Origin of the sequence: Candidatus Enterococcus ikei, assembly GCF_017316105.1 — a bacterium.
In the GTDB taxonomy this organism is placed as follows: Bacteria; Bacillota; Bacilli; order Lactobacillales; family Enterococcaceae; genus Enterococcus_L; species Enterococcus_L ikei.
This window is the reverse complement of the sequence record NZ_JAFLWD010000020.1, coordinates 61097-81079: the sequence shown is the minus strand read 5'-3', so window position 1 is coordinate 81079 and position 19983 is coordinate 61097. Positions and strand designations below refer to the sequence as shown.

The 19983-nt window shown below is 35.8% G+C and carries 21 protein-coding genes; 2 read left to right on the top strand and 19 right to left on the bottom strand.

All coding sequences use genetic code 11. The features are described 5' to 3' along the window. Positions 1 to 279, top strand: coding sequence for a DUF687 family protein (locus JZO69_RS16860; RefSeq protein ID WP_207112601.1), 279 nt, complete (start codon positions 1 to 3; stop codon positions 277 to 279). Here the strand turns inward: JZO69_RS16860 and JZO69_RS09270 are convergent. The 12 genes from JZO69_RS09270 to JZO69_RS09220 all read right to left on the bottom strand — a co-directional run bounded on the left by JZO69_RS09270 (position 250) and on the right by JZO69_RS09220 (position 9156). Beyond that, positions 250 to 669 (bottom strand): hypothetical protein, encoded by a 420-nt coding sequence (locus JZO69_RS09270; RefSeq protein ID WP_207112600.1) that lies wholly within the window; start codon positions 667 to 669, stop codon positions 250 to 252. The genes JZO69_RS16860 and JZO69_RS09270 overlap by 30 nt on opposite strands. An 86-nt stretch (positions 670 to 755) precedes the next feature. Next, positions 756 to 1046: a hypothetical protein gene (locus JZO69_RS09265; protein WP_207112599.1), complete on the bottom strand. Its 291-nt coding sequence runs from the start codon at positions 1044 to 1046 to the stop codon at positions 756 to 758. 17 nt (positions 1047 to 1063) lie between these two features. After that, complete coding sequence (locus JZO69_RS09260; protein ID WP_207112598.1) at positions 1064 to 1864, bottom strand: ParA family protein; 801 nt, start codon at positions 1862 to 1864, stop codon at positions 1064 to 1066. Positions 1865 to 2021: 157 nt separating this feature from the next. Further along, positions 2022 to 2306, bottom strand: a complete 285-nt coding sequence (locus JZO69_RS09255) for a hypothetical protein (RefSeq protein ID WP_207112597.1) — start codon at positions 2304 to 2306, stop codon at positions 2022 to 2024. A gap of 16 nt (positions 2307 to 2322) precedes the next feature. Further along, positions 2323 to 2943 carry a thermonuclease family protein gene (locus JZO69_RS09250; protein WP_207112596.1) on the bottom strand — a complete coding sequence of 207 codons (621 nt, stop codon included), beginning with the start codon at positions 2941 to 2943 and terminating at the stop codon, positions 2323 to 2325. Continuing rightward, the gene (locus JZO69_RS09245) at positions 2940 to 3431 is read right to left on the bottom strand and encodes a single-stranded DNA-binding protein (RefSeq protein WP_207112595.1); all 492 of its coding nucleotides are present in this window, start codon (positions 3429 to 3431) and stop codon (positions 2940 to 2942) included. Before JZO69_RS09245 ends, JZO69_RS09250 begins: the two co-directional genes overlap by 4 nt. Before the next feature lie 23 nt (positions 3432 to 3454). Continuing rightward, complete coding sequence (locus JZO69_RS16745) at positions 3455 to 3586, bottom strand: hypothetical protein (protein ID WP_277989628.1); 132 nt, start codon at positions 3584 to 3586, stop codon at positions 3455 to 3457. Between the two features lie 207 nt (positions 3587 to 3793). Beyond that, positions 3794 to 4090 (bottom strand): hypothetical protein, encoded by a 297-nt coding sequence (locus JZO69_RS09240; RefSeq protein WP_207112594.1) that lies wholly within the window; start codon positions 4088 to 4090, stop codon positions 3794 to 3796. A gap of 13 nt (positions 4091 to 4103) precedes the next feature. Continuing rightward, positions 4104 to 4406 (bottom strand): DUF960 family protein, encoded by a 303-nt coding sequence (locus JZO69_RS09235; protein ID WP_207112593.1) that lies wholly within the window; start codon positions 4404 to 4406, stop codon positions 4104 to 4106. Between the two features lie 64 nt (positions 4407 to 4470). After that, entirely contained in the window at positions 4471 to 4971 is a 501-nt protein-coding gene (locus JZO69_RS09230; RefSeq protein ID WP_207112592.1) for a molecular chaperone DnaJ, read from the bottom strand. A 546-nt stretch (positions 4972 to 5517) separates the two neighbouring features. Next, entirely contained in the window at positions 5518 to 6294 is a 777-nt protein-coding gene (locus JZO69_RS09225) for a replication-relaxation family protein (protein ID WP_207112591.1), read from the bottom strand. An 840-nt stretch (positions 6295 to 7134) separates the two neighbouring features. After that, a complete protein-coding gene (locus JZO69_RS09220) occupies positions 7135 to 9156 on the bottom strand; it encodes a type IV secretory system conjugative DNA transfer family protein (RefSeq protein ID WP_207112590.1) in 2022 nt (673 codons plus the stop codon). Positions 9157 to 9246: 90 nt separating this feature from the next. Here JZO69_RS09220 and JZO69_RS09215 point away from each other — a divergent pair, with 90 nt between their 5' ends. Continuing rightward, a complete protein-coding gene (locus JZO69_RS09215) occupies positions 9247 to 9693 on the top strand; it encodes a hypothetical protein (RefSeq protein ID WP_207112589.1) in 447 nt (148 codons plus the stop codon). A gap of 195 nt (positions 9694 to 9888) precedes the next feature. Here JZO69_RS09215 and JZO69_RS09210 read toward each other — a convergent pair whose 3' ends face one another. From JZO69_RS09210 to JZO69_RS09180, 7 genes are all read right to left on the bottom strand, one after another. Continuing rightward, entirely contained in the window at positions 9889 to 12477 is a 2589-nt protein-coding gene (locus JZO69_RS09210) for a TrlF family AAA-like ATPase (protein WP_242586668.1), read from the bottom strand. A gap of 100 nt (positions 12478 to 12577) precedes the next feature. Then, positions 12578 to 15238, bottom strand: coding sequence for an MFS transporter (locus JZO69_RS09205; protein WP_207112588.1), 2661 nt, complete (start codon positions 15236 to 15238; stop codon positions 12578 to 12580). A 3-nt stretch (positions 15239 to 15241) separates the two neighbouring features. After that, positions 15242 to 17740 (bottom strand): ATP-binding protein, encoded by a 2499-nt coding sequence (locus tag JZO69_RS16815; RefSeq protein ID WP_207112587.1) that lies wholly within the window; start codon positions 17738 to 17740, stop codon positions 15242 to 15244. After that, on the bottom strand, positions 17721 to 18146 hold the full coding sequence (locus tag JZO69_RS09195; protein WP_207112586.1) for a TcpE family conjugal transfer membrane protein: 426 nt from the start codon (positions 18144 to 18146) through the stop codon (positions 17721 to 17723). The genes JZO69_RS16815 and JZO69_RS09195 overlap by 20 nt, the downstream gene beginning before the upstream one ends. A gap of 13 nt (positions 18147 to 18159) precedes the next feature. Continuing rightward, entirely contained in the window at positions 18160 to 18471 is a 312-nt protein-coding gene (locus tag JZO69_RS09190; RefSeq protein ID WP_207112585.1) for a hypothetical protein, read from the bottom strand. Positions 18472 to 18524: 53 nt separating this feature from the next. After that, positions 18525 to 19640, bottom strand: coding sequence for a conjugal transfer protein (locus tag JZO69_RS09185; RefSeq protein WP_207112584.1), 1116 nt, complete (start codon positions 19638 to 19640; stop codon positions 18525 to 18527). Continuing rightward, positions 19630 to 19968, bottom strand: coding sequence for a hypothetical protein (locus tag JZO69_RS09180; protein WP_207112583.1), 339 nt, complete (start codon positions 19966 to 19968; stop codon positions 19630 to 19632). Before JZO69_RS09180 ends, JZO69_RS09185 begins: the two co-directional genes overlap by 11 nt. Positions 19969 to 19983 lie beyond the last annotated feature (15 nt).

Below are 19983 nucleotides of genomic sequence, written 5' to 3'. Positions count from 1 at the left end.
ATGATCCAGTGTAAAAATCTATATATATCCTTTAAATTCCAGCTGATCAACCGCTGCCTTTTTAAGCTGCCTAAAAAGTATAGGCAGACAAAAAAGCAAACGACTGGAATTATTGACCCTTCTAGTAAACTTTGTGTCTGCTTTGTTCTCTCTGAAATGATTCCAAGCATTAATAATGGTAACTGGCTAACTATAAACAATACTATGAGACTAGTAACTTTTTTCATTATGTTCATGAAACGCTTAATTTTATTCATTCGTTTCTCCTTCATTAAATAAATCATCATAGAAACCACTCTCCCAGTCTCCCCTAAACTGTTTTTGACTTAAATGGTATAAAAGTGCCAACGAATTAGGAAATCTCTTAAATCTTTGATCAATACTTATTTTCATGTGTGCTTCATAAATTCGTTCATAAAATGAATTGATATTTTGAAAATCCTTTTCTAATTCAAATAGTCTTTCTTTTGAATTTTTTAGATATTCTTCTGAAGAAATCAGAGCGTCGGGAAATTCAGAACAAAACTTTTCTGAAGTAAAATTTTTAATTTCTTCTGCAGCAGTATCTTTCATTCGCTCTATTCCCTGATTGGTTATACCTACAAGACTAAAAAGTTCAGATAGTTCTGTAGCAGTGACTTTTAATGTATACATTTTTTCTTTACTCATAGTGAAATCCTCTTTTTAATTTGATGACAACCATACACAAGATTCTTGCGCAACAATCTTGTGTATAATTGTTGTGTAAATTTTTTTCAGCCACCAAATGGCTGATCATTTTCTAAACACCATATAATGTGAGTTAGAAACTCTGAAGCATTTGCTTCACCGCTGGGCTTAATAAACCCATAATTTATAGCCTGCCGATCTAATGATTCTCTATCTTTCTTATATAGAGAAAAGTTAAACCGTTCTTTTTTTGGCTGCTGTTCTATTTTCTGAAGGTTGGCGTTTCCTTTTCGGACGTTGGGCACATGGTGTACTTGTTTATCCGCTCCATTTTGCCCTTCTGCATTTTGTAGAATATTTTCAAATGGATTAGTCATTTTCCAATCTCCTTTTATTACAATGTATCTAAGGTTTCTCTGATTCTATCAATCAGATCTATAGTATCTCTCTTAAATTCATCATACTTCTTATCTTGATAATCTTTTTGCTCAAACAAATCTAGTACAGAGATTCTTTGCATTGCTGCTTCATTAAAAGCGGTTCTATCGTGAAAATAGCCTAAATATCGTGGATTTCCTTTCATGGCTTCTTTGAACTGCCTACTAATTCTAGTATTGTGTCGAATCAAATTTCCTATAAAAAACACCTGGGCTTTGACATAACTTTCATTAGAAATTGGGTGTGTTAGTTCATTTTTTAAATACTCAATATGTCCGACTAAATTTGTCAGTGCCTCAAATCCATCAGCTGAAGGATCTGTTACACCTAAAATCATATCACTAGCTACTAGCATATTATTAGTTATAATATTACTATCATTTCTAGTATCAATCACTATATAATCATATTTTTCTGTTATTTTACTTTTGTTTAGATAAGATAAAAAGATTGTTGTGTTATTGATCCTACTGACTAGCTCAACGTTAACCGCTTCAAGTTCAGCACTACCAGAAATAAGATCCAAATTGTGACGAACATTCATCGGAACAACTTCTTTTGACCGGAAAAGGTTGCTTAGTTTTGATCGTTCATCAGCTGCAGGTGTAAAGCGTTTAGTAGCATTTCCGCTTTCATCGGCATCAATGAATAAAACCCGTCCATAATAAGAAAGCTTAACCCCAACATTTACTGCAGTAGCGGTTTTCCCAACACCGCCCTTTTTATTATTAACTGACAAAATTTTAGTTGATTTCATAGTTTTCGTATCTCCTCACGTTTATTATTTATACACACGTTTCTTGTGTACGTTTCTTGTGTACGTTTCTTGTGTACGTTTCTTGTGTACGTTTCTTGTGTAACCGCCACTGGATCCCCTCGGCGGTTACATAAAATAGGCTTAGATCCATGCCAGGCTATTTATAAATAACCGCTGGTACTTCTGTTTCATCGATACCCCCCAACTGATAAGGAATAAGCACCGGTAACAGTTCATTCAAGAATGATTTATCCACGCAATTATTGATCATGTTTCCAAAAGTATCTAAAATGAAGTTATCTCCAGTATCAGTTACTATGCAGCGGTGAGTCTCTTCTATTCTAAAAATATAAGCAGCTAAGTTTTCAGCGGTTCCTTCAATTCTTTTTCCACCCCTATGTTTTCCATCTTCATGCATATCGTAAACAACAAATGTTTTCATTTAATTCCCTCCCAACTTAATTTTGAAATCCTTTTTCTGTAACATAGCCATCAATACTCCAAATACCATATTTCGCATTTTTAGCCTGTTTTTCGCTGTTCTGAAGTTCGGACAAATATTTTGTACTAGGTGCGTTTATATACGCTATACGAGCTAAACCTTCACGAACTAATCGATCTTGAAGTAGTTCACCATCGATAAAAATGTAAGCTAATAAACGATTATATTTATCTCTTGATTGCCCTTGATCTAGTTCAATTTCTACGGTAGTTGCTTCAGTTAGTAGCTTTTTTGTCTGTTCACTTGCTTCTTTTCCGAATAGCTGGGGGTCAGTTCCAGGTTTAACCGTTTCCGGGGTATCAATCAATAAAAATCTTACTGTTTCAGTGGATCCATTAACTGTAAACTTTGCTGTATCGCCATCAACTGCTTTTACAAACTCTGAAAGAATCCGTACATTTTTTTGGATCTCTTCAGCTGAAGAATCAGAAAATAGTTTGTTATGAATATCTGATTTTATGCTATCAGTTAGCTTCTCTAATGAATTGTTGGCTTGCTCCTTTAGTGAACAGCCTGAACCAATTAAGGCGGTGACTGCTAAAAGCAGCAGCCACCATTTATTTAGTTGTTTCATCATTTATTCGTCCCCCCTGGAGTATTTGCGCCGAAGTTGTTTAGTCCATCGATCGGCGGCTGCTGAAAACTAGCTGCTTGTGATTGCTGATTTTCATTTTCTTGCCCTGGATCCTGTGGCAGGTTGTCGTTTCCTTCTTGTTGTCTATTTCGTTGTTCAGTCATGTTTCGACTTTCTAATAACTCCACATGTTCAACCTCAAAGATCAGTTCATAACGATCGATATTATTTTTATCTCTGTAGTTGTTATTCATAAACTCGCCTATAAGCTCAACTAGTGAACCTTTTCCAGTATATTTTTCTAATACGTCAGCCCGTTTACCCCAGGCTTGAAACTGAATAAATGCGCTCTCTCTTTCACCATTTTTCTTGAATTTTCTTCGCTTCACTGCAATCGTTCCTGTTGCAACTTTTGACATACCTTTTTCTGTTGGAAAAGTTCTAACCTGTAATTCTTTTGTTAAACGTCCTACTAAGCTAATGTTCATCATGTTTTTTTCCTCTTTTCATTTTTTTAGTTTTGGTATTTTTTTTCGTACTGATTAATTCTTGCTTGAAAAAATGCTGCGTTTTCTTTCGTTGCTGCTTGATCAACCAGGATCAAGGCTTCTTCATATAGTTCGCTTTCTTGTTTGGTTGGAACCACTGTTCCTAAGACCTCTGTTAACAGCTGCTTAACGGTGCTGCTTCTTCTTCATTTAGTGATTGCCCTTTTTCTAATGTTTCATGGGCTGCCCACAAATTAACTGCTAGTTGTTTATACATACTGATCACCTCATAATTTTTATTTTCGATCTGAAACGCTCGCAATTTCTATATAAATTCAGGGCAAGGCATATGCCCTGGTATTTTTCTATCTCGGGTTTTTTTCCCCGCAATAGCTACACCTTTGATAAGTTTTTTGACAGCTCCACATTCCAAAATGCATAAGAAAGCCGTAATCTCCTTTTTCACTGATAATGACGGAACCTTTATTTGCAAACCCACAAGCCTGACAATGATTATCTTTTTTTGCTTGCTCATATCTTTGTTGTTGAGAAAGCAGCTCCTCATACTCTTTATTGGATAAAGGACGTTTAAGCCCTTTATTCCAGTAAGATAGATAATCAAAATCCGAGTTGATCATTTGAGAACTTTCTTTTTTTTCCATGTTTTCACCTTCCTTAGTATTCATCAGCTAGTAACATTGTTCTGTATTCGCCATCATCAATAATGTAGATAGTAGTTTCACATACATCTGATTCAGTTAGCGGTACAAAGCTATTTTCAATTAGTTCGGGTTCTTCTTGTCTGTGCTGGATCAGCTGCAGCCGTGGAAGATAGTTAGACCCTGTAAGCTCAAAAACTTGTAAATAGTCAACGTTCTCAGCTGTAAATAATCTTTTGTGGTAAAGAACTAGAATAAATTCAAGCACCTCTTGTGGTATATCGTTTTGTATGCCTGGTGTAATATAGAATGGTTTCATTTGTAAATCCTCCTAGAAATTGCTGCGCCTACGCTCATTTGAAACAGAAAAACAATCATCTAATTTAGTTTGTTATAAGTTTTCCCTCCCGGACTTTACGTTTCACTTGTTGCGATCCGTACATTTCCCTTATTTCATCTAGTTCAAACTTTTGTTTTCCGTATTTCTTATATCCTGGAGGCGACAGATACCAGGCGGATTTATTTTGGCTCCATTTCAACCCTAGCCCTTTTTTTCCTAGCTGTTCTTTATAAGGTTTGGTGTTACCTGATACCCAAAGGAACGAGCCTACAACCTCAATCACAACACCGATCATTTTCAGAGCTAACAACTTAGAAATGATCTCTCGCCATTCTTCCGGCGTTTCTTCCGTTTCCTTTTCGTAAAACTCACCTTCTTTATTTTTATGAATATGCTTTAACCTTTGAAAAAGTTCGTCATACTCATTATTTAATGCTTTCATGTCTTCTTCATCGCCGCCACAATCCGGGTGGTGTTTTAGCGATAAGCGTTTGTATTCACGCTTCAATTCTTCTAATGTTTCAACGTTTTTAATGAATTTCATTGTCTTGTCCCTTCCTTTTCGCTTCTTTTCAACAGAAATGTTTATTAAATTTTTCAGCCGCCCCTACCAACCTTTTCGGCTGCGGTAGTTTGGCTGGGGTTTGGGGCAAAGCCCCGAGGTTTTAAAGATCTTTAAACGCTTTGCGTTTTTAAGGCGTGAGCCTTACTCTTTAGATGGTTGTTTTTCTGTTGTCAAAGATCGTGAGTGAAAATCAGTTGTTAGATTTCCTTTTCGTATAGCTGGCGTTCGGCATAAACGTCTCGAAGCTATGTTCTGAATTTTGACAAGGGCGAGCTTGCTCGTATATTTACCCTTGTCAAAATTCAGGTTATCGCTTAGTTTATACTGTCCGAATGCCTGGTATGCGATTAGGAAATCTTCAACTGATTGGAACGGGCATCGACACAACGGCAAGACATTCTCAAAGCAGGACTACTCGCTGAAAAACCTGCGTTTCAATGTGAAAGCTTGCTTTCACATTTTTTGCGGTCAAGCGTGCGCACGCTTGGACGGGGTGTGGGGCTGGCAGGTCCCACGGTCTTGCTCTTAATCTTTTTCACGGAATAGCCGACTACAAATTAGTTCATACTCTTCTTTAAAAGAGGACTGGGGAATAATATAAAATCGCTCAAACTCGGTATATTGGTATCGATTAATAAAATATTCTCTGATCTGATTAAGCTTTACATAGATTCCAGGATTTCCCGTAACGTAAAATAGAACATCATTTGGATAGCTTTTTAATTGCTCCCTATACCAGGGGAAAATCTCTTTCAAATAACGATTCTTTGATTTGATTGATAGTTCAACCTCAAAATAAAATCGTCTCTTCGTCTGATTCTCTTCTTCAAAATGCAGCTGAAAATCCGGAACATTCATTGCTATTACTTGTTCAAAATCTACACCGTCTCTCATTTCAAAGAACGCACGTTGTTCTGTTTCCACATATGAAAATGTTGGTTGCTGCTTGGTGATTTCTAAGGAATCGATCAATACATCATTAATTTGCATAAAGTGATTTAAATGATAATCAGGATTTTTTACAGGTACATAAAACGAACTGATCGATTGATTCCCTTTTTCGGTTAAAAAATACTTTCTTCCATTTCCAATCCGGATAAAATCCAGATATTCCTTCTCAACTAATTTTTTTACTACTCGATAAACAAATTTTTCTGATACAGCTTTATCTAAACAAATAACCTGGTATAGCTGCCGAATAGTGGTTATTCGTAATTCATTAAGTACAAGCAGCACCAGCTCCCGGACTGTTCGTTTGGCTAGATCCTCTTTACTGGAATAATCTCGTAATAACTCGTTCATTCTATGTCTCCTTATCCGTATAAATTGCGTAATGTAAATTTTTTTGTGATTCATTTCAATAGAATCTTTTTTAGCTGCTTCCACTACACAAAGTGAAGTGCTTGCTCTTCAGCGACAGTCCCCTCTTAAAGATTAAGAGGGGACGCAGGCGCAAGGGGTGTTTTTGAGACCCCATGATTGGGGTAGGGGTTGATACCACTCTCTTCAGTTGTAAATAAGTTTCAGCTGCTACTACTATAAAAATTTAGTGCTTGCTCTTCAGCGACAGCCCCCTCTTAAAGATTAAGAGGGGGCGCAGGCGCAAGGGGGTGTTTTTGAGACCCCATGATTGGGGTAGGGGTTGATCTCTTCTCTTTCTATTTTTATTTCCATCTGTTTTATTGTATTTTTCATTTTTTCCATTTCTAGTTTTAACCGTCCGTCCACGCCGATTCTGATAATTGTTGTTATTTGTTTATTGCCGGTTTCCTGACCTCACACTATATACTTGGCTTTAGCCACGTAGAGAGTGTGAGGTCAGGAAATTTTTCATATGCACCGCATATGAAAAAAGGCAACTAAACACCGCTATAACAACGTTTCCGCCTCAGAATCGGCGTGGACGGACAATCCCATAAAGTGCACCAGTTTTCTTATATAAAGTAAACGTGTTTTCATATAGAAAGTGACGCAAAAAAAAGAAAGAGTATTTAAGACAATATCTACTCTTTCTTGTTATTTTCAATAAAAATTACTGTAAGAATTATTTTGTTTTTCACTATGAATGGAATATGAAACAAGTATGTTTTGAACGCTATTCATATTTCTAAATCGAATGATCCGCAAATAAATGAGGAACATTTAGCTTACTTTGCGCATATAAACTACTTTCGGACGTTCATTAATACTATCTGCTTTTCTGTAAACATAATACTCACCTTTACGTAACGCTCTAATCCGTTTCGGATCTAAATAGTACCTTTCAACGTCACGAACAGTCCCACGTTGGGCAAGAAAATCTTTCTTTCCTATATCATATAATCCAGCTTGTTGTTCGATCATTGACGTTTTTTCAATGTCTTCATACGTTCCGGCTAATTTCGCTAGATAATCGATTTGTACCCCACTGTTGATTTGTCCGATCATGTAAGTATTTACGCTTCCAATTAACAACTCGAGCATACCTTCTTCTTTATCTTCAATGTCTTGTGGTGTTTGTGGACTGAAAATGCACCCTAGACCTGCACCACGTCCTTTATTTACACTGCTTATCGCATTCTTGGTTAAATAACTTTGTGGCTCGTCACCAATTAACAGAAATTCGGATTTATCAAAGTTGGCATATTTTTCACTCGCCATAAAGTTCAGTTCTGAGATCACAAAGTGTCCCAACATAGAAATGTATTGATCGTAGACTAAGCCATTTAGAGTAATAAAGACGATTTCTTTTTTCTTATTCACTTCAAGAAAATCAAGTTCCTCTGCAGTTGGATCCGTTGTGTCAAAGAGATACCCTAGTTCACTATCAAGTAACATTGATAGATTCACTCTGAGCATTTCAGAACTCTTGTAAAGATACATGAATCCTTCTTTTTCATACTCATACTCTTCCATAAGCTGTATGAATAAGCGGCGGTGATCAGGTATAAGCTTCTCTTTCTGCTGTTTAATCTTTGTAAATCTTGTCTCAATAAGGGTCTCTTTCTTACGTCGTTTCTTTGCTGTTTTCTGCACTTCTTCAGACTTTTCGACAAATCCACTACCAGCAAATAGATCCTCTTGTTCGCCGACAATAGACGGTGTATCTTGTGTCAATCCTAGCGCTTCTTCAAATAAGGAAAGTACTTGACCTACATTAATATATTTACGGACGTTGTGCAGCGTCCTGGCAATTTTGAACGTATCGAGTAACTGGATTGTATTCATTAATAGTGTTTGAGCATTTGCAGTATAGAAAGAACTCTCTGATTTTGCTAGAGTGACTAATCGATCTCGTATTGCTACACTATTCCCATGCTTCACAGGGTTATAACGCAGTTGATCCAATTCACTTAGCACTTTAACCTTTTTACCATATCGAGCAGCAATTCTTTCAATATCAGCTAAAGTCTCTCTAGCTCCTTTTCCATCAAGGAAAACCAATGGCAAATCATACTTACAAGCATGTTCTACAAAAATCATTAGTGCGGTGGTCTTACCAGATCCAGTTGTCCCGGAAAGTAATACATGTTGAAATAATTCAACAAAACGGATATAGTTTGGTTTCCCGTATTCATCGATACCTAATGAAATCTGTTGTTTCCCCTCTTCTAATTTGATGGTTAGATTTCGTTTTTTCGCTTCTCTAAAATTTGTTTCCAATTCTCGATTCTCGGCAGCTGCTTCCTCAAATCGATTTTTCCGGCGTTCCTGGTATGCTGTGCTACTCTGTACCTTGCGTTGCTTCTCTTCAATTCCTTCTACTCGTCTTCCAGCAACAAAAGCATGAATAGATAATAAAAAGAAAACACCCCATGCAACGCCCATAGGGAGTGCAAGAAGTGTTTGAGCATTAAATGATACCGTTGTAAATGGTAAATAACAGGATAGAAAACCGTCCATTAAACCTCCGATAAATAGTAATGGATTAATAACAGTTAACAGCCCTACAATGATCAACCAAAATTTAAAATTGCGGACGATCAATGATTGAAAATTGGGATCTTCCGGTTCGTATTCCATACGCTCTGCTTTATCTTTATACAAAAGATAAAAGTAGAATAGGCTCCCTACAAGTATGTAGGGGTAGCCAATTAGTCCAATGATCATCGTTAAAACAATCAAAGGGTTTGCTTCTTTCTTGTCTTGTTTCTGCGGCTTTTGAAACCAGTCTTGTTGAAACATAAATCTTAATCACTCCTTATTCTGTAATTCTTAAACTCATTTATTTATGATAAAATAAATAAAATAGTTTAAATAGAGGTGTATTATTTAATGGAGAAAAAAATCGAACAATTTTTACTAATATTTTTAGCAGTGCTAATACTACTTGGTTTACCGTTTCTTAGCTTTACGTTAGGATTAACACCATTCTTAAAATCAGAACTCACATTTTCAAAACTTAAATTTGTAATAACATTCATACTACTGCTATCCTTACTGTTCTATTTCTTTGCCTTTTTCTTATTAAAAAAGTTCTTTATTAAAGACAGTATTAAAACAGAAAAAATAATCGAAGTATCTAAAGATATTTCATATTTAGTTTCTCTTTTTTGTACATTAATGATCAACTTTACTAATTCAGTTGTCTCGGAAGAAGGACGAATTTCATCTGATTACAAGAATGAAATTCGTTCTTGGACAATGCGAGCCATGATCATTGGATCTGCCGCATTTGCTCTTACCATTTATCAGTTTATTATATATAAGAAAAAAGAATGAAAAGTGTAGTATTTTAATTAAGTATATCTTTTTCTATCTATCGCTTTTGATCATGATTCAGTCTCATCGGAGTATGTTAAATTCTGAAACGACAATGACTATCAAATTTCCATGAAAAGTATCAACTTCAAAAAAATCCTGTAACAAAAAATTGTTACAGGATTTTTGCTTAATATTTATATTTTGTTCTTTCTATCAATAATTCTTCCATAAATTGTAGATCTCTGTTCTTTTATTAAACGCTTCCTGCCCTCCTTCCATAATATCAACAATTTTATTTTGAATTAATTTATTATCAACACTACCTGTTTGGATATCAATTTTTTTCTCATCATATGAAACTGTAATAATTTGTTCTGAATCTCCAAGAACAGGGATATTTGCATTGTGTGTAGCAAAAATGAACTGTACGTCTGTCTTTCTATTTTTTATTTCTCTTATGATCTCGTTATAGATTACTTGGTTATCTAAATCATCTTCTGGTTGATCAATCATTATCAAATTATTTTCTTTTTGAGAAAGAATAAACAATACCAGTGCAGAAGCCCTTTGTCCTATTGAATGCTTTATAATCGGTTTACCATGGTATTTTATTTCTATTTGATTAGGGGTTCTGACCTTAATTAGAGATTCGTAATTTCTCCTAATTTTTTGTTTTATTTTTTGTAAATGTGAATCTGATAAAAGTTTAGATGTCTTTTCAGATTTACCAAGTAGAATATCTGTAATAAGCGAAGCAAAATCGGAAAATTCATTGGCTAATGATTCATATCCTGGATTCTTAATTCCTGTTCCTTTGAAAAATTCCCTCATCTTAGTTAAAAAGAAATCTTTATTTCCTTTGAAAGTAATAGTCAGATCTAATGCACTTTGACTAGAGTTAATTTTATCTATTTCATGTTTGTAAGCTTCTAATTCACTAATTAAAGCTTGATTTCTCTTATCCATCAATCCATTGATTACATTAATAATTTTTTCTTTTTCTTCTTCTTGTTTAGATATCTTTTTAATAGTTTCTTTAACTCTCTCTTCATTGATCTTAAGTTTTGAAAAATCATCTGGGTTTAAATTCGGGATGTTGATTTGTCTTTTTATTTCTGCAAATTCTTCTTCAAGAGAATCAATGATTTGCTGAATATCAACTACATATTTATCTATTTGGCTTTTAGATGTTTTAATACTAGTTATTATTTTTTGTACTTCACTTTTAGTATTTGTAACTTTTACTATTTCTGTTGATAATTTATCTAATAGTTCTGGAACCTCTTTGGATTTAATTTTCTCTAATTCGGACAATTCTTTGAGATCATTACTTACTAAAATACTTTCAAGATTATTTAAATATTGCTGAACTAAAGTATTAGCTCTTTCAATTCTTACTCTATCTTTTTGAATGTTCACTTGCTTTGATAATTTTTCAGATAAACCGTGTTCTTCAAAAACATTGATTTTATATCTAATATCTTGTAAAGTCTTTTTTAATTCATCAATATTATTAATTCTATCTTCTAAGTCAATTAGTTCCTTAATTTTTATAACTAAGTCATTCTCGATATCAGCTAAATTTCCTTCAGAAATTTTTTCTCTTTTTCCAACAAGCTTATCTAGTAATTTTAGCTCGAAACCATTATCCATGGCAGACAAATCTTTTTGACCAAAATATAATGGAGTATTAAGAATAGTATTCATTTTTGCTCCAACTACTTTATCATTCATATCGAGTATGTGGGGATTCTCTCCCAATATTCTTTTAATTTTATAAATGTTTCCAAAATTATCTTGCACTTCTAAAATTATTTGTCCGCCAGAAACTAATAAATTTTCCACAACTTCCTTCTTATATATTCCATCAGATTCTGAAGGTTCTAAATCTAAGGCATATCTGATAGCCTCAATAATACTGGATTTCCCACTTCCTCTAATACCAATCAAACTATTTAATTCTGGAGATAAATAAATTTTTTCACCATTTAATTTACCTCCCAAAAATTCAATAGACCGAATATAGCCGTGAGAAACTTCATTTTGTTTTAATGATATACGATTTTTAAAGTCCTTGAATGCCAAAACTACGGAATCATAGCAATTATCACCAATTTTAATAAATGACTTCTCTCCTTTTCCTATGTCACTTATTGATTTGCAATCAGATCCCTCAACGTAAGGTAGTTCATATCCCATCCATTGTTTTAATTGAGCCATTTTATCTCGAGTTCTTCCTTTTTGAAAACCTAGTACTCTTGTTTTAAAATCCATATTTTTTGAAAGCGAACCTATGAGCCCTCCAGAACATTCACTTAAAAATCCACTTTTTTGTTCAATATGAGCCATTAAAATAAAGTATTCTTTTCCATATGAGTTAAGACATTTAATTACATTAGGTAGATCATCTTTACATCTAGTATTTTCATTTTCTCTATTATCAATATTTTTAAACACTTCATCCAAAAATTGATTTATAAACTCCTTCCCTCCAGTTATCCAGTCACTTTCTTTAAAAACTACTAAACAATGAACTCCATTGGATCCCTCTTTTACAGATAATTCTACTCCTGGTAAAATCATTATATCTTCTTTACTAGCCTTTCTTTTTATACCTTTGTATTCACTGAAATCAAACTTATTGTGATTAGTTATCACTCCGAGTTTAATTTCCTCAGACTTTAATTTTTCTACGTAGTCAGAAATAAATCTATCGGCTTCTCCGGTATAAGAGAACTCCTTATCCGCCTTTGTGTGCAAATGAAAATCAGCCCTAACCCATTCAGTCCCACCATTAAACATATTATTCCTCCTATACAATGATTAATTATATTCACTTTAAGTATAACATTTTAATAGTAAGAAAAATGGGATTTTGAAATATAATCGAAAATCAAAATAATTATTTCGTTCTTTTAAAAGAACTTTTTGGCAACGGTTTTGGATTTTTTCGACTTTGATTCTCTTCTGAAAATCCTCTCTTGTCCCAACGATCTGCACGTGCTCTCTCGTGAGCAGACGTTTGGTCTGCATAGCCTTGTTTCATATCAGTACCAAATTGACGGACACTTTGTATTCCTCGACCAACAGCTTGTATAGCTGGATCTTGCTTAATTTCTTTCGCAACTCTATTTCTTCCTCGCTGGATATATTTAACAGTTGCTTTACTCTGTTCATTCGCACGTTTTGGAATATGACGGGTATATGCAGCCATTGCACCAATGTTTTCAGCTGAACTTTTTGGTACTTGATTATAGTTCCCTAATCCTGATTGAATCTCTAGTCCTCCAGATCTCTCCACCCTTTTAACCATTAGTTCACGAGCTGCAGCTCGTTCTGATTTCGTTTGATCAGAGGATTGCTTGGCTCCAGAAGCACGTCCAATGCTCCCTCTTTCTGCAGCTGGTGTCTTACCTGCTTCTTTAGGGTTTTGTTTAGCAGCTGGTTCATTCGCTGCAGGTTGTTTCTTCTTATCGGTTGATTTCTCAGAACTTTCAGCACCTTTTTTACCTTCAGAGGTAGCAGAAGACTTATCTTTTTTCTCTTGCTGCTTACTCCTATATTTTGCTTGTCGTTCTTTGGCTTGTTCATTCCGTTGATCCGCTTTACCAGCATTTGGATCATTTTTAGTAGCAGAATTTTCAGCTGCTTCATTTTCTCTCGAAGCTCCTTTTCTTTCTCCACTAACTCCAGCTGTTTCTTTTGCCTCTTTCGGATTTTGTTGATTTTCTCCGGAAGCGGTTTGTTCGTTTTCTTTGTCTGGTGCTTCTTGACGGCTGGACGCTTGGCGATCTTCTGAAAGAGATTCTTTCGTTTTCGCTTGTTTTGTTTGTTCCTGATCGTCAGTCCCCGTTTCTTTTTTGTCCTCATTTTGCTGCCTATCTCTATCCTGATTACGATCTTTCGATAGTTCCCGCTTCTCTTTAGCGTCTTTAGGACTAGAGGACGCTTCTTCTTGTTTACGTTTTTCAGCTTCTTCTTTTTGCCGATCACGCTCTTTCTGCTGTTTTCGTTCTTTGGCTTCAGCCTGGGCAAGTTTCCTAGATTTGGCAATATCTCGCCTCATTTTTACATTTCTTGCCTCTTGCATGGCTCCCCTTAGATCTCCTTTTACTGCAGCGATGAAGAAATATCTGAAGTAATAGAAAAAGACCGGCAAGAAAATGAACAGTAACATCATGAAAAATCGACCGATTCCGGATTTTCCAGCTGTTGACTGAAAACCAAAACTAATAATTGTTGAGTACATTAATAGCAGAAAAAAAACTCCTGCTTTCATAAACACTAATGTTCCAGCACTTTTTCCATATTGAATTAGCACGCTTCCATCTGATTTAAACAGCGAAATGATCAATACGATTACGAACGCCGGTAGAATAAATAAACAGAAAAAAGCAAAGATATTTTTCAAAATCACTCCGATAAAAAGAATGATCACCTGGAAAAATCCTACAATACTGTATAGTAATGAGTTACCAGCGACCCCCATTGCTTTGCTAGGTGTCACTGTTTTATTTTCCAACGTATCTAATTCATAGGTTGTCGCTGCTTCTAAAAAGCTTTGTTTCCCTTCGTTATCTAACAGACCTGCGATCCGGTCGTATTCCTCACCGTCAATTTCAAGTTTCTTTTCCTTGATCTTAGATACATTCGCTGTTCCATATTGCATTTCTAAATATGGAATGAAAAGATTATTTTTAAAGTTGTTAGCCGCTAGTATTGTTGCACTTTTCTTTAATGGTGCTTCACTGGCTTCAGCGTTCAGCTCTTCATTTGTTTTTCCAGTAGTCGGTGGCGCTGGTTGAGCAGTGTTATCTTCTACTACTATTTTCCCTTCAGCATTTAGAGTGGGTGACGCTTTTAATAGTGCATATTCTATATCGTCCCCGGTGTTTTCTATAAAATCTAAAGCCTCGTTACTGTAATCTTTCAGAAGTGCTAAGCAGGTGAAAATAATAACAGCTAATCCAAAAACTCGAATAGCTCCTAATACTTTACCAGTCATAGCATAGCGATAGACTAGGACAAGAACCGCAAATCCAGCAATAATACTGCCGGACACACTTGTCATACTAACTGCTAATGCTTCAGTAAGTGTTTTAACAAAATCTCTCAGTGTACTTGTAATATCAACAGCATACGTAAATTCAGCCAATGTCATAGTTGCACGCCCGAAAAACAGGGCAATTCCCCAAAAGATCGATTTAAGCCCGACACCAATTTGTTGCCCGATTTTACTTGTCAGGCTTCCTTCTATCTCACTTGTCATAAGCTCGAATGAATGATCTTTATATTGTTTATAAAGCTCTTCATTTGTTTCTGGCAAGGGTTGATTAATATACTCTTCTTTCGCTTTCTCCTTCTCATTCTCTGTCTTATTTGGCTTTTCAACAGGCTTCCCTTGATCAGGGGTTCCAACGTTTGTAGCGTCACCGTCAATAGGTGTCTCTATGTCTGTTTGAGGCATTGCTGGGTCTGTGTCTGCTTGTGCTTCAGTAGCTAAAACACCAATGAGTAAAAGGAATAAAACAACTAAAGGAATAGATTTGAGTAGTTTTTTCATTTCCTAACCCACCCTCTCCATTTCAAGGGCGAATTGTGTCTGCTCGCTGTTTTGTTTCGTAGTTTTTAGCATTTCATGCCATTCTTCAAATAATGCGTCTACTGCAACTAGACCTTTTCTTCCCTGGTGATCACTAAATAATGCAATACCTGGTTTCATTTGTTTCACCATTTGAATATTGGCTGCATTTGGTACCAGTTCAAAGTAATTTAGTAGGTTCTCAATCGATTCGTCTGACTTTGGCTTGTAGGCGAACTTATACGAAATAAGTTCGTCTTTGTTTGCAGCGTCTACTAACATTTGAGAAAGAAGCACAATATCTGTACCATTTGCACGCCCTTTTCGTAAGTTATCTTCAATAATAAAACTACCTGCTGGACTATCTTCAATCGATTTAAATTCATCGATGACAACCATAGCGTCCTCGTCTTTGTTGATAGAAAAGACTTGTACTAACTTGTTCATAACTTCAAGTACAATAGCACTTGCTCTCATGTCGTCCGTTTCCATTCCTGCGTCAAGGATTTCCCTAGTAGCCGGCTGTGCTCCCTGCATACCTACAACATTGATTGTATTGTCGAAAGAAATTACCTTACTCTCCGGTGTCCCGATCAGAACTTTTCCTATACCATCGCTGTAGCTTTCTAATGTTTCCGCAAGCTCTTTATCTGAAGCATAGATTCGTTGGATTGCGCCACTCATACATGGGCGTTGTGCTTCGTCTAATTCATTAGAAATTGCTTTATTGATTACTAACTCTTTTGTTGCTTGAATTTTTGGATCTAAATGTACCTTCCCTAAACGATAAAGGACTTGTCTTGCAGTAGAAAGAGCTTCTTCTCTTTCCATGAATAGCAATGGATCCAAAATTCCTCGATTTTCTTCTTTCTTGTCGATCGTGATGAAATGGATCCGATCTAACAACGCCATAAATTCGGGAATATGGGAATATTTCTCACGGGCTTCAGCAACAAATTCAATCATTTCATTTTTAGGCTCCAGGTATAGAACCTTTTGCCCAAAAAAGGCACTCCACAAGAAAATTAATTTGGCAAGATAGCTTTTTCCTTCCCCGGGCGGTCCGACAATTAACGTATTCCCGTTTGCTATACTTGCTCCAGGTATCGCTTTTTTTGCTAACCCCAAAAATAACCATACAACCTGCGCATTGACCTGGATAGCTTGTGCAACGTCTTCTATATTTTTTAAGCTGGTAACTAAACGACCTAGAGGAAAACCTACATTGTTTCCTAAACGCTGCACAAGATTCATTCCTAGATCTGCAATAAATCCAGTTGATACCGTTTGTTCAAATACTCGATAGTTGAACGGGCTACCTATCAATCCTTGATTGAAATAAGTTAACTGATCCTTTTCTGGTCGATACAGTTTAAACTTAGAATTTTCATGTGCATATTCAAGGCGTTCTACTCGCTTCTCCAGCTCTTCCAAACTATCAGCAGCAACAGTTAAATGAAGATCTGCACGTAACAAACGTTGTTCACCTTCATTAAGCCCTTTATGCAACCCCTGCAGCCGTTCTTGACCAAAAAGAAGCACTTCGTCTTCGTCAAAAAGTGCTTCCTCTTCTGCTTTCATACTTCTATCTTTTTCCTGCTGGAACAGTCGTTTTCTCATTTTTCGATTGATCCTTTTATCTTTTTCATTGTTTTCAAAGCGAAAACGGGTTTGAGGCATAATTGCAAAGCTAACACTATCCTGCAGCTTTTGGATCCAACTAGAACCGAATACAGAACTAGGGGTGTCAACCATTGCTAGTGTAGCGATATAATGCGTTCTATCTCTCTGCTCAATCTTAATGTACCCGTTATGATTTGAAATAGCCCCCTCATTGATCTCTGCACTGGATAATTCTCTTGTAGGCAAATAAGGATCTGCTGGGTGATACATAAAGTAAGTACATAATTCATAGTCAGCTTCAGTAATTCGTTCAACGGGTTCATATAAGTTTAAATGACCGAAAAGATCCTCTTCTTGCTCAATAAATGAATCAACCACTTTGTCGCTTACTTCTTTAAAACCAAACATTTCTACTAAACTATGCCCAAACGTTTGCCGTGCCATTTTGACATACTCAATCGGATTACTTGGCAAGGGAACATTTGTCAATTTGACAAATAGATATGTCCGATAATTAATGCTGCTTGCTTCTTTCACTAAAATATTTGATGTAACATCAAGGTAGGTGTTGGCAACGTCTTTTAGCTCCCCTTGAATGTAGTGATCTTTCAATAATCCTATTTGATTATCGATGTCAAACGCTTCAGGAATGTTTATTTGATGATATTCATATTGATCATGATCATACAACCCCTTGCCGTTTTGGTTGTGTTCCTCAAAAAAGTTTATATCATTTATTGGCAAATCTTTTGATTTCATACGATAGCCAACCCACACATGACCACCGCTATTACTGAAAATAAAATTTTTAAAATAGTCATAAACTGGTGGCTCTACAAGTCTACGCTTTGTACTTCGCACAACGTTTCCCCCTTTTCATTCTTTTATACTTGAATGTTTGATTTTCTTCATAAATCACAGCATGCCCATGTTCATATTGATTTCCTTTACTGGTATAAAAAAGACCTCTTCCTAATACAAACTGGAAAATGTTCTTTTGATCCCAGTTCATGCTAAACAGCGTCCAAACTAGCAAAACTAAAACGATAATTAAATGGATCCAGTGTTTCAGATAAAAGGTAACGATCCCTTCATTTCCGGTAATTACTCCGAAAAATAGAATAAGCAGGCACCCCAATGTAAACACGCCAAAAACAATCAATCGATAAATGGATAAGCCGTTCGGTGCCCATCGATTCAAAGAAATCGGACCCAAGTTATAAACTCGGTGTCCGTGATTGTATTCTTTTGTAAAATTAAACTCCATGACTTACTCCCTCCTAAAGCAGCATTTTAAACAAATCAAGTAAGTCTGGAAAATAGATCATTCCTGTACCTGTAAACTTGATAATGACATTCGTAATTGCTTCTCCAATTTCCTGCAAGTGAGCCATCAACGTGATTCCCACCGCTAAAAGAAGAGGAATAACGATAGAAAGCACAAGTCCGACAATACTTTGTTGTGAAATTGAAATAACAATAAACAGCAATGCCGCAATTCCTAGCGCCCAATAAGCCTGCGTTTGAATACTTTTAAAGAAATCCTCTAGTCCTCCACTTACACCTAAATAGAATAGTGTTTGATTAAACATTTTTGTTTTTCCTCCTAAAAAAGATCAATTCTATTTATGAAAGAATTGATCTGTTAATTATTTATTGTTGTAACAAAATAACCATTTCCTTCTTGTTTAAAGGTCACGGTAAAACTTGTTGATAATTGGATCCCACTTGTTTCAAAGGTTACCTCTGCGGTTCCGTTTGCCTTGTACTCATTTTTACCAGTCTTCACTAAATTACGAATGGTTACATTTTTAGCTTCAGCTGGCGTAGGAAATCCGGATTCATGAGTAACGATGTTCAATTTTTCGTCATTCGCAGCATACATTTGATAGAATTTTGTTAAAAAGTCCACCATAGCTGGCTGTTGATCATCAGCGACCTTTTCGCCCCTGGCATACAACGCCGTTCCGTCATATGGAACAATTTTATCTTTCGATAGATTGCTACTCTTACCAAAACTAGCTATTTCTGGCAATCCTATTACTCGAAAATCACCTTCAGTAATCGCTGCTGGAACAGTCACTTGAAGAAAGACTGTTTCCTTTCCTGAAGGCTCCTTGCTTTTTGTCTCTTCTGCTTCACTGGCTTCTTTTGATTCTTCTGTAGAAACCTTGTTTGCCTGAAGAGTAACTTCATAAGAAAGATAGACAACACGATCATATAATGTATTTTTTTTCGTTTCTTGTCTTGTAAACTGAATATCTAACACTTGGCTTTCTTCACCTAGCTTCAATGTTGGCAAGCTTAACCCATTTGATAAATAGCTACTCAACCAGGTATCTCTACTTTCTTTTTCCTCGTTTGTTTTCGGTGCTAAATAGTACCAATAAAGGAAGGATTGACCTTGATAAACAACAAAATCGTCCTTTTCATTTTCTTGCTTTTGATTCGCCTGAATTTTTTCAACTGATCGATTCAAATTAGCAATACTTGAAAGAGTGCTTCCTGAAGTAAATACATTCAATAGAAGAAAGAATGCCATACTAAGCAATAAAAACCATAAAAAAGCTGCGACAATTTTATTAGGTGACGTTCGATTAAACTTGATACTTCTTGTTCCTTCTCCTATGTTTCCTTTATTCCAACCCCAGCCCTTTTTTTCTTTCTTTGACTTTTTCTTGAAAAATCCGGATTTTCCTGTTGATTTCTTCTCTTGTTTTGCAGCTGGCTGAAGTGCTGCTAAATTCACTTTATTTGCCATGAACAATCACCCCGTACCGTTCAATAAGAGTAGCAGGCACTTTTTCTTCAATCACTACCTCATTTACGATTAATCCAGCACCTTCTAAAAATTCTAATGCCATTTTATACGCATTATTAGGAACGGTTATTTCTTGCGATAGTCGTTTATAACTAAGAATTGTTCCCCTTTTCCATTTCTTGTTTTCAATTTGATAGAGAACGTAAATTTTCACTTTATCTTTATTCTCTATCTCGTGGCTAAACTGAGTAAAGTTCTTAATTTCCCCGGTAGTTTCCGCGCTCAAATGTGTATGTTGATCATGCGCTATTTGTTGCTGTGTCTCCACTATTTTCACACTCCT

Excerpts from the sequence above, each read along its gene's own strand:
- JZO69_RS09255 (WP_207112597.1), bottom strand. The coding sequence starts at position 2,306 with ATGAAAACATTTGTTGTTTACGATATGCATGAAGATGGAAAACATAGG.
- JZO69_RS09240 (WP_207112594.1), bottom strand. The coding sequence starts at position 4,090 with ATGGAAAAAAAAGAAAGTTCTCAAATGATCAACTCGGATTTTGATTAT.
- JZO69_RS09250 (WP_207112596.1), bottom strand. The coding sequence starts at position 2,943 with ATGATGAAACAACTAAATAAATGGTGGCTGCTGCTTTTAGCAGTCACC.
- JZO69_RS09185 (WP_207112584.1), bottom strand. The coding sequence starts at position 19,640 with ATGGCAAATAAAGTGAATTTAGCAGCACTTCAGCCAGCTGCAAAACAA.
- JZO69_RS09190 (WP_207112585.1), bottom strand. The coding sequence starts at position 18,471 with ATGTTTAATCAAACACTATTCTATTTAGGTGTAAGTGGAGGACTAGAG.
- JZO69_RS09265 (WP_207112599.1), bottom strand. The coding sequence starts at position 1,046 with ATGACTAATCCATTTGAAAATATTCTACAAAATGCAGAAGGGCAAAAT.
- JZO69_RS09210 (WP_242586668.1), bottom strand. The coding sequence starts at position 12,477 with ATGTTTAATGGTGGGACTGAATGGGTTAGGGCTGATTTTCATTTGCAC.
- JZO69_RS09225 (WP_207112591.1), bottom strand. The coding sequence starts at position 6,294 with ATGAACGAGTTATTACGAGATTATTCCAGTAAAGAGGATCTAGCCAAA.
- JZO69_RS09260 (WP_207112598.1), bottom strand. The coding sequence starts at position 1,864 with ATGAAATCAACTAAAATTTTGTCAGTTAATAATAAAAAGGGCGGTGTT.
- JZO69_RS09205 (WP_207112588.1), bottom strand. The coding sequence starts at position 15,238 with ATGAAAAAACTACTCAAATCTATTCCTTTAGTTGTTTTATTCCTTTTA.
- JZO69_RS09230 (WP_207112592.1), bottom strand. The coding sequence starts at position 4,971 with ATGAAATTCATTAAAAACGTTGAAACATTAGAAGAATTGAAGCGTGAA.
- JZO69_RS09235 (WP_207112593.1), bottom strand. The coding sequence starts at position 4,406 with ATGAAACCATTCTATATTACACCAGGCATACAAAACGATATACCACAA.
- JZO69_RS09270 (WP_207112600.1), bottom strand. The coding sequence starts at position 669 with ATGAGTAAAGAAAAAATGTATACATTAAAAGTCACTGCTACAGAACTA.
- JZO69_RS09245 (WP_207112595.1), bottom strand. The coding sequence starts at position 3,431 with ATGATGAACATTAGCTTAGTAGGACGTTTAACAAAAGAATTACAGGTT.
- JZO69_RS09215 (WP_207112589.1), top strand. The coding sequence starts at position 9,247 with ATGGAGAAAAAAATCGAACAATTTTTACTAATATTTTTAGCAGTGCTA.
- JZO69_RS16860 (WP_207112601.1), top strand. The coding sequence starts at position 1 with ATGATCCAGTGTAAAAATCTATATATATCCTTTAAATTCCAGCTGATC.
- JZO69_RS09220 (WP_207112590.1), bottom strand. The coding sequence starts at position 9,156 with ATGTTTCAACAAGACTGGTTTCAAAAGCCGCAGAAACAAGACAAGAAA.
- JZO69_RS09195 (WP_207112586.1), bottom strand. The coding sequence starts at position 18,146 with ATGGAGTTTAATTTTACAAAAGAATACAATCACGGACACCGAGTTTAT.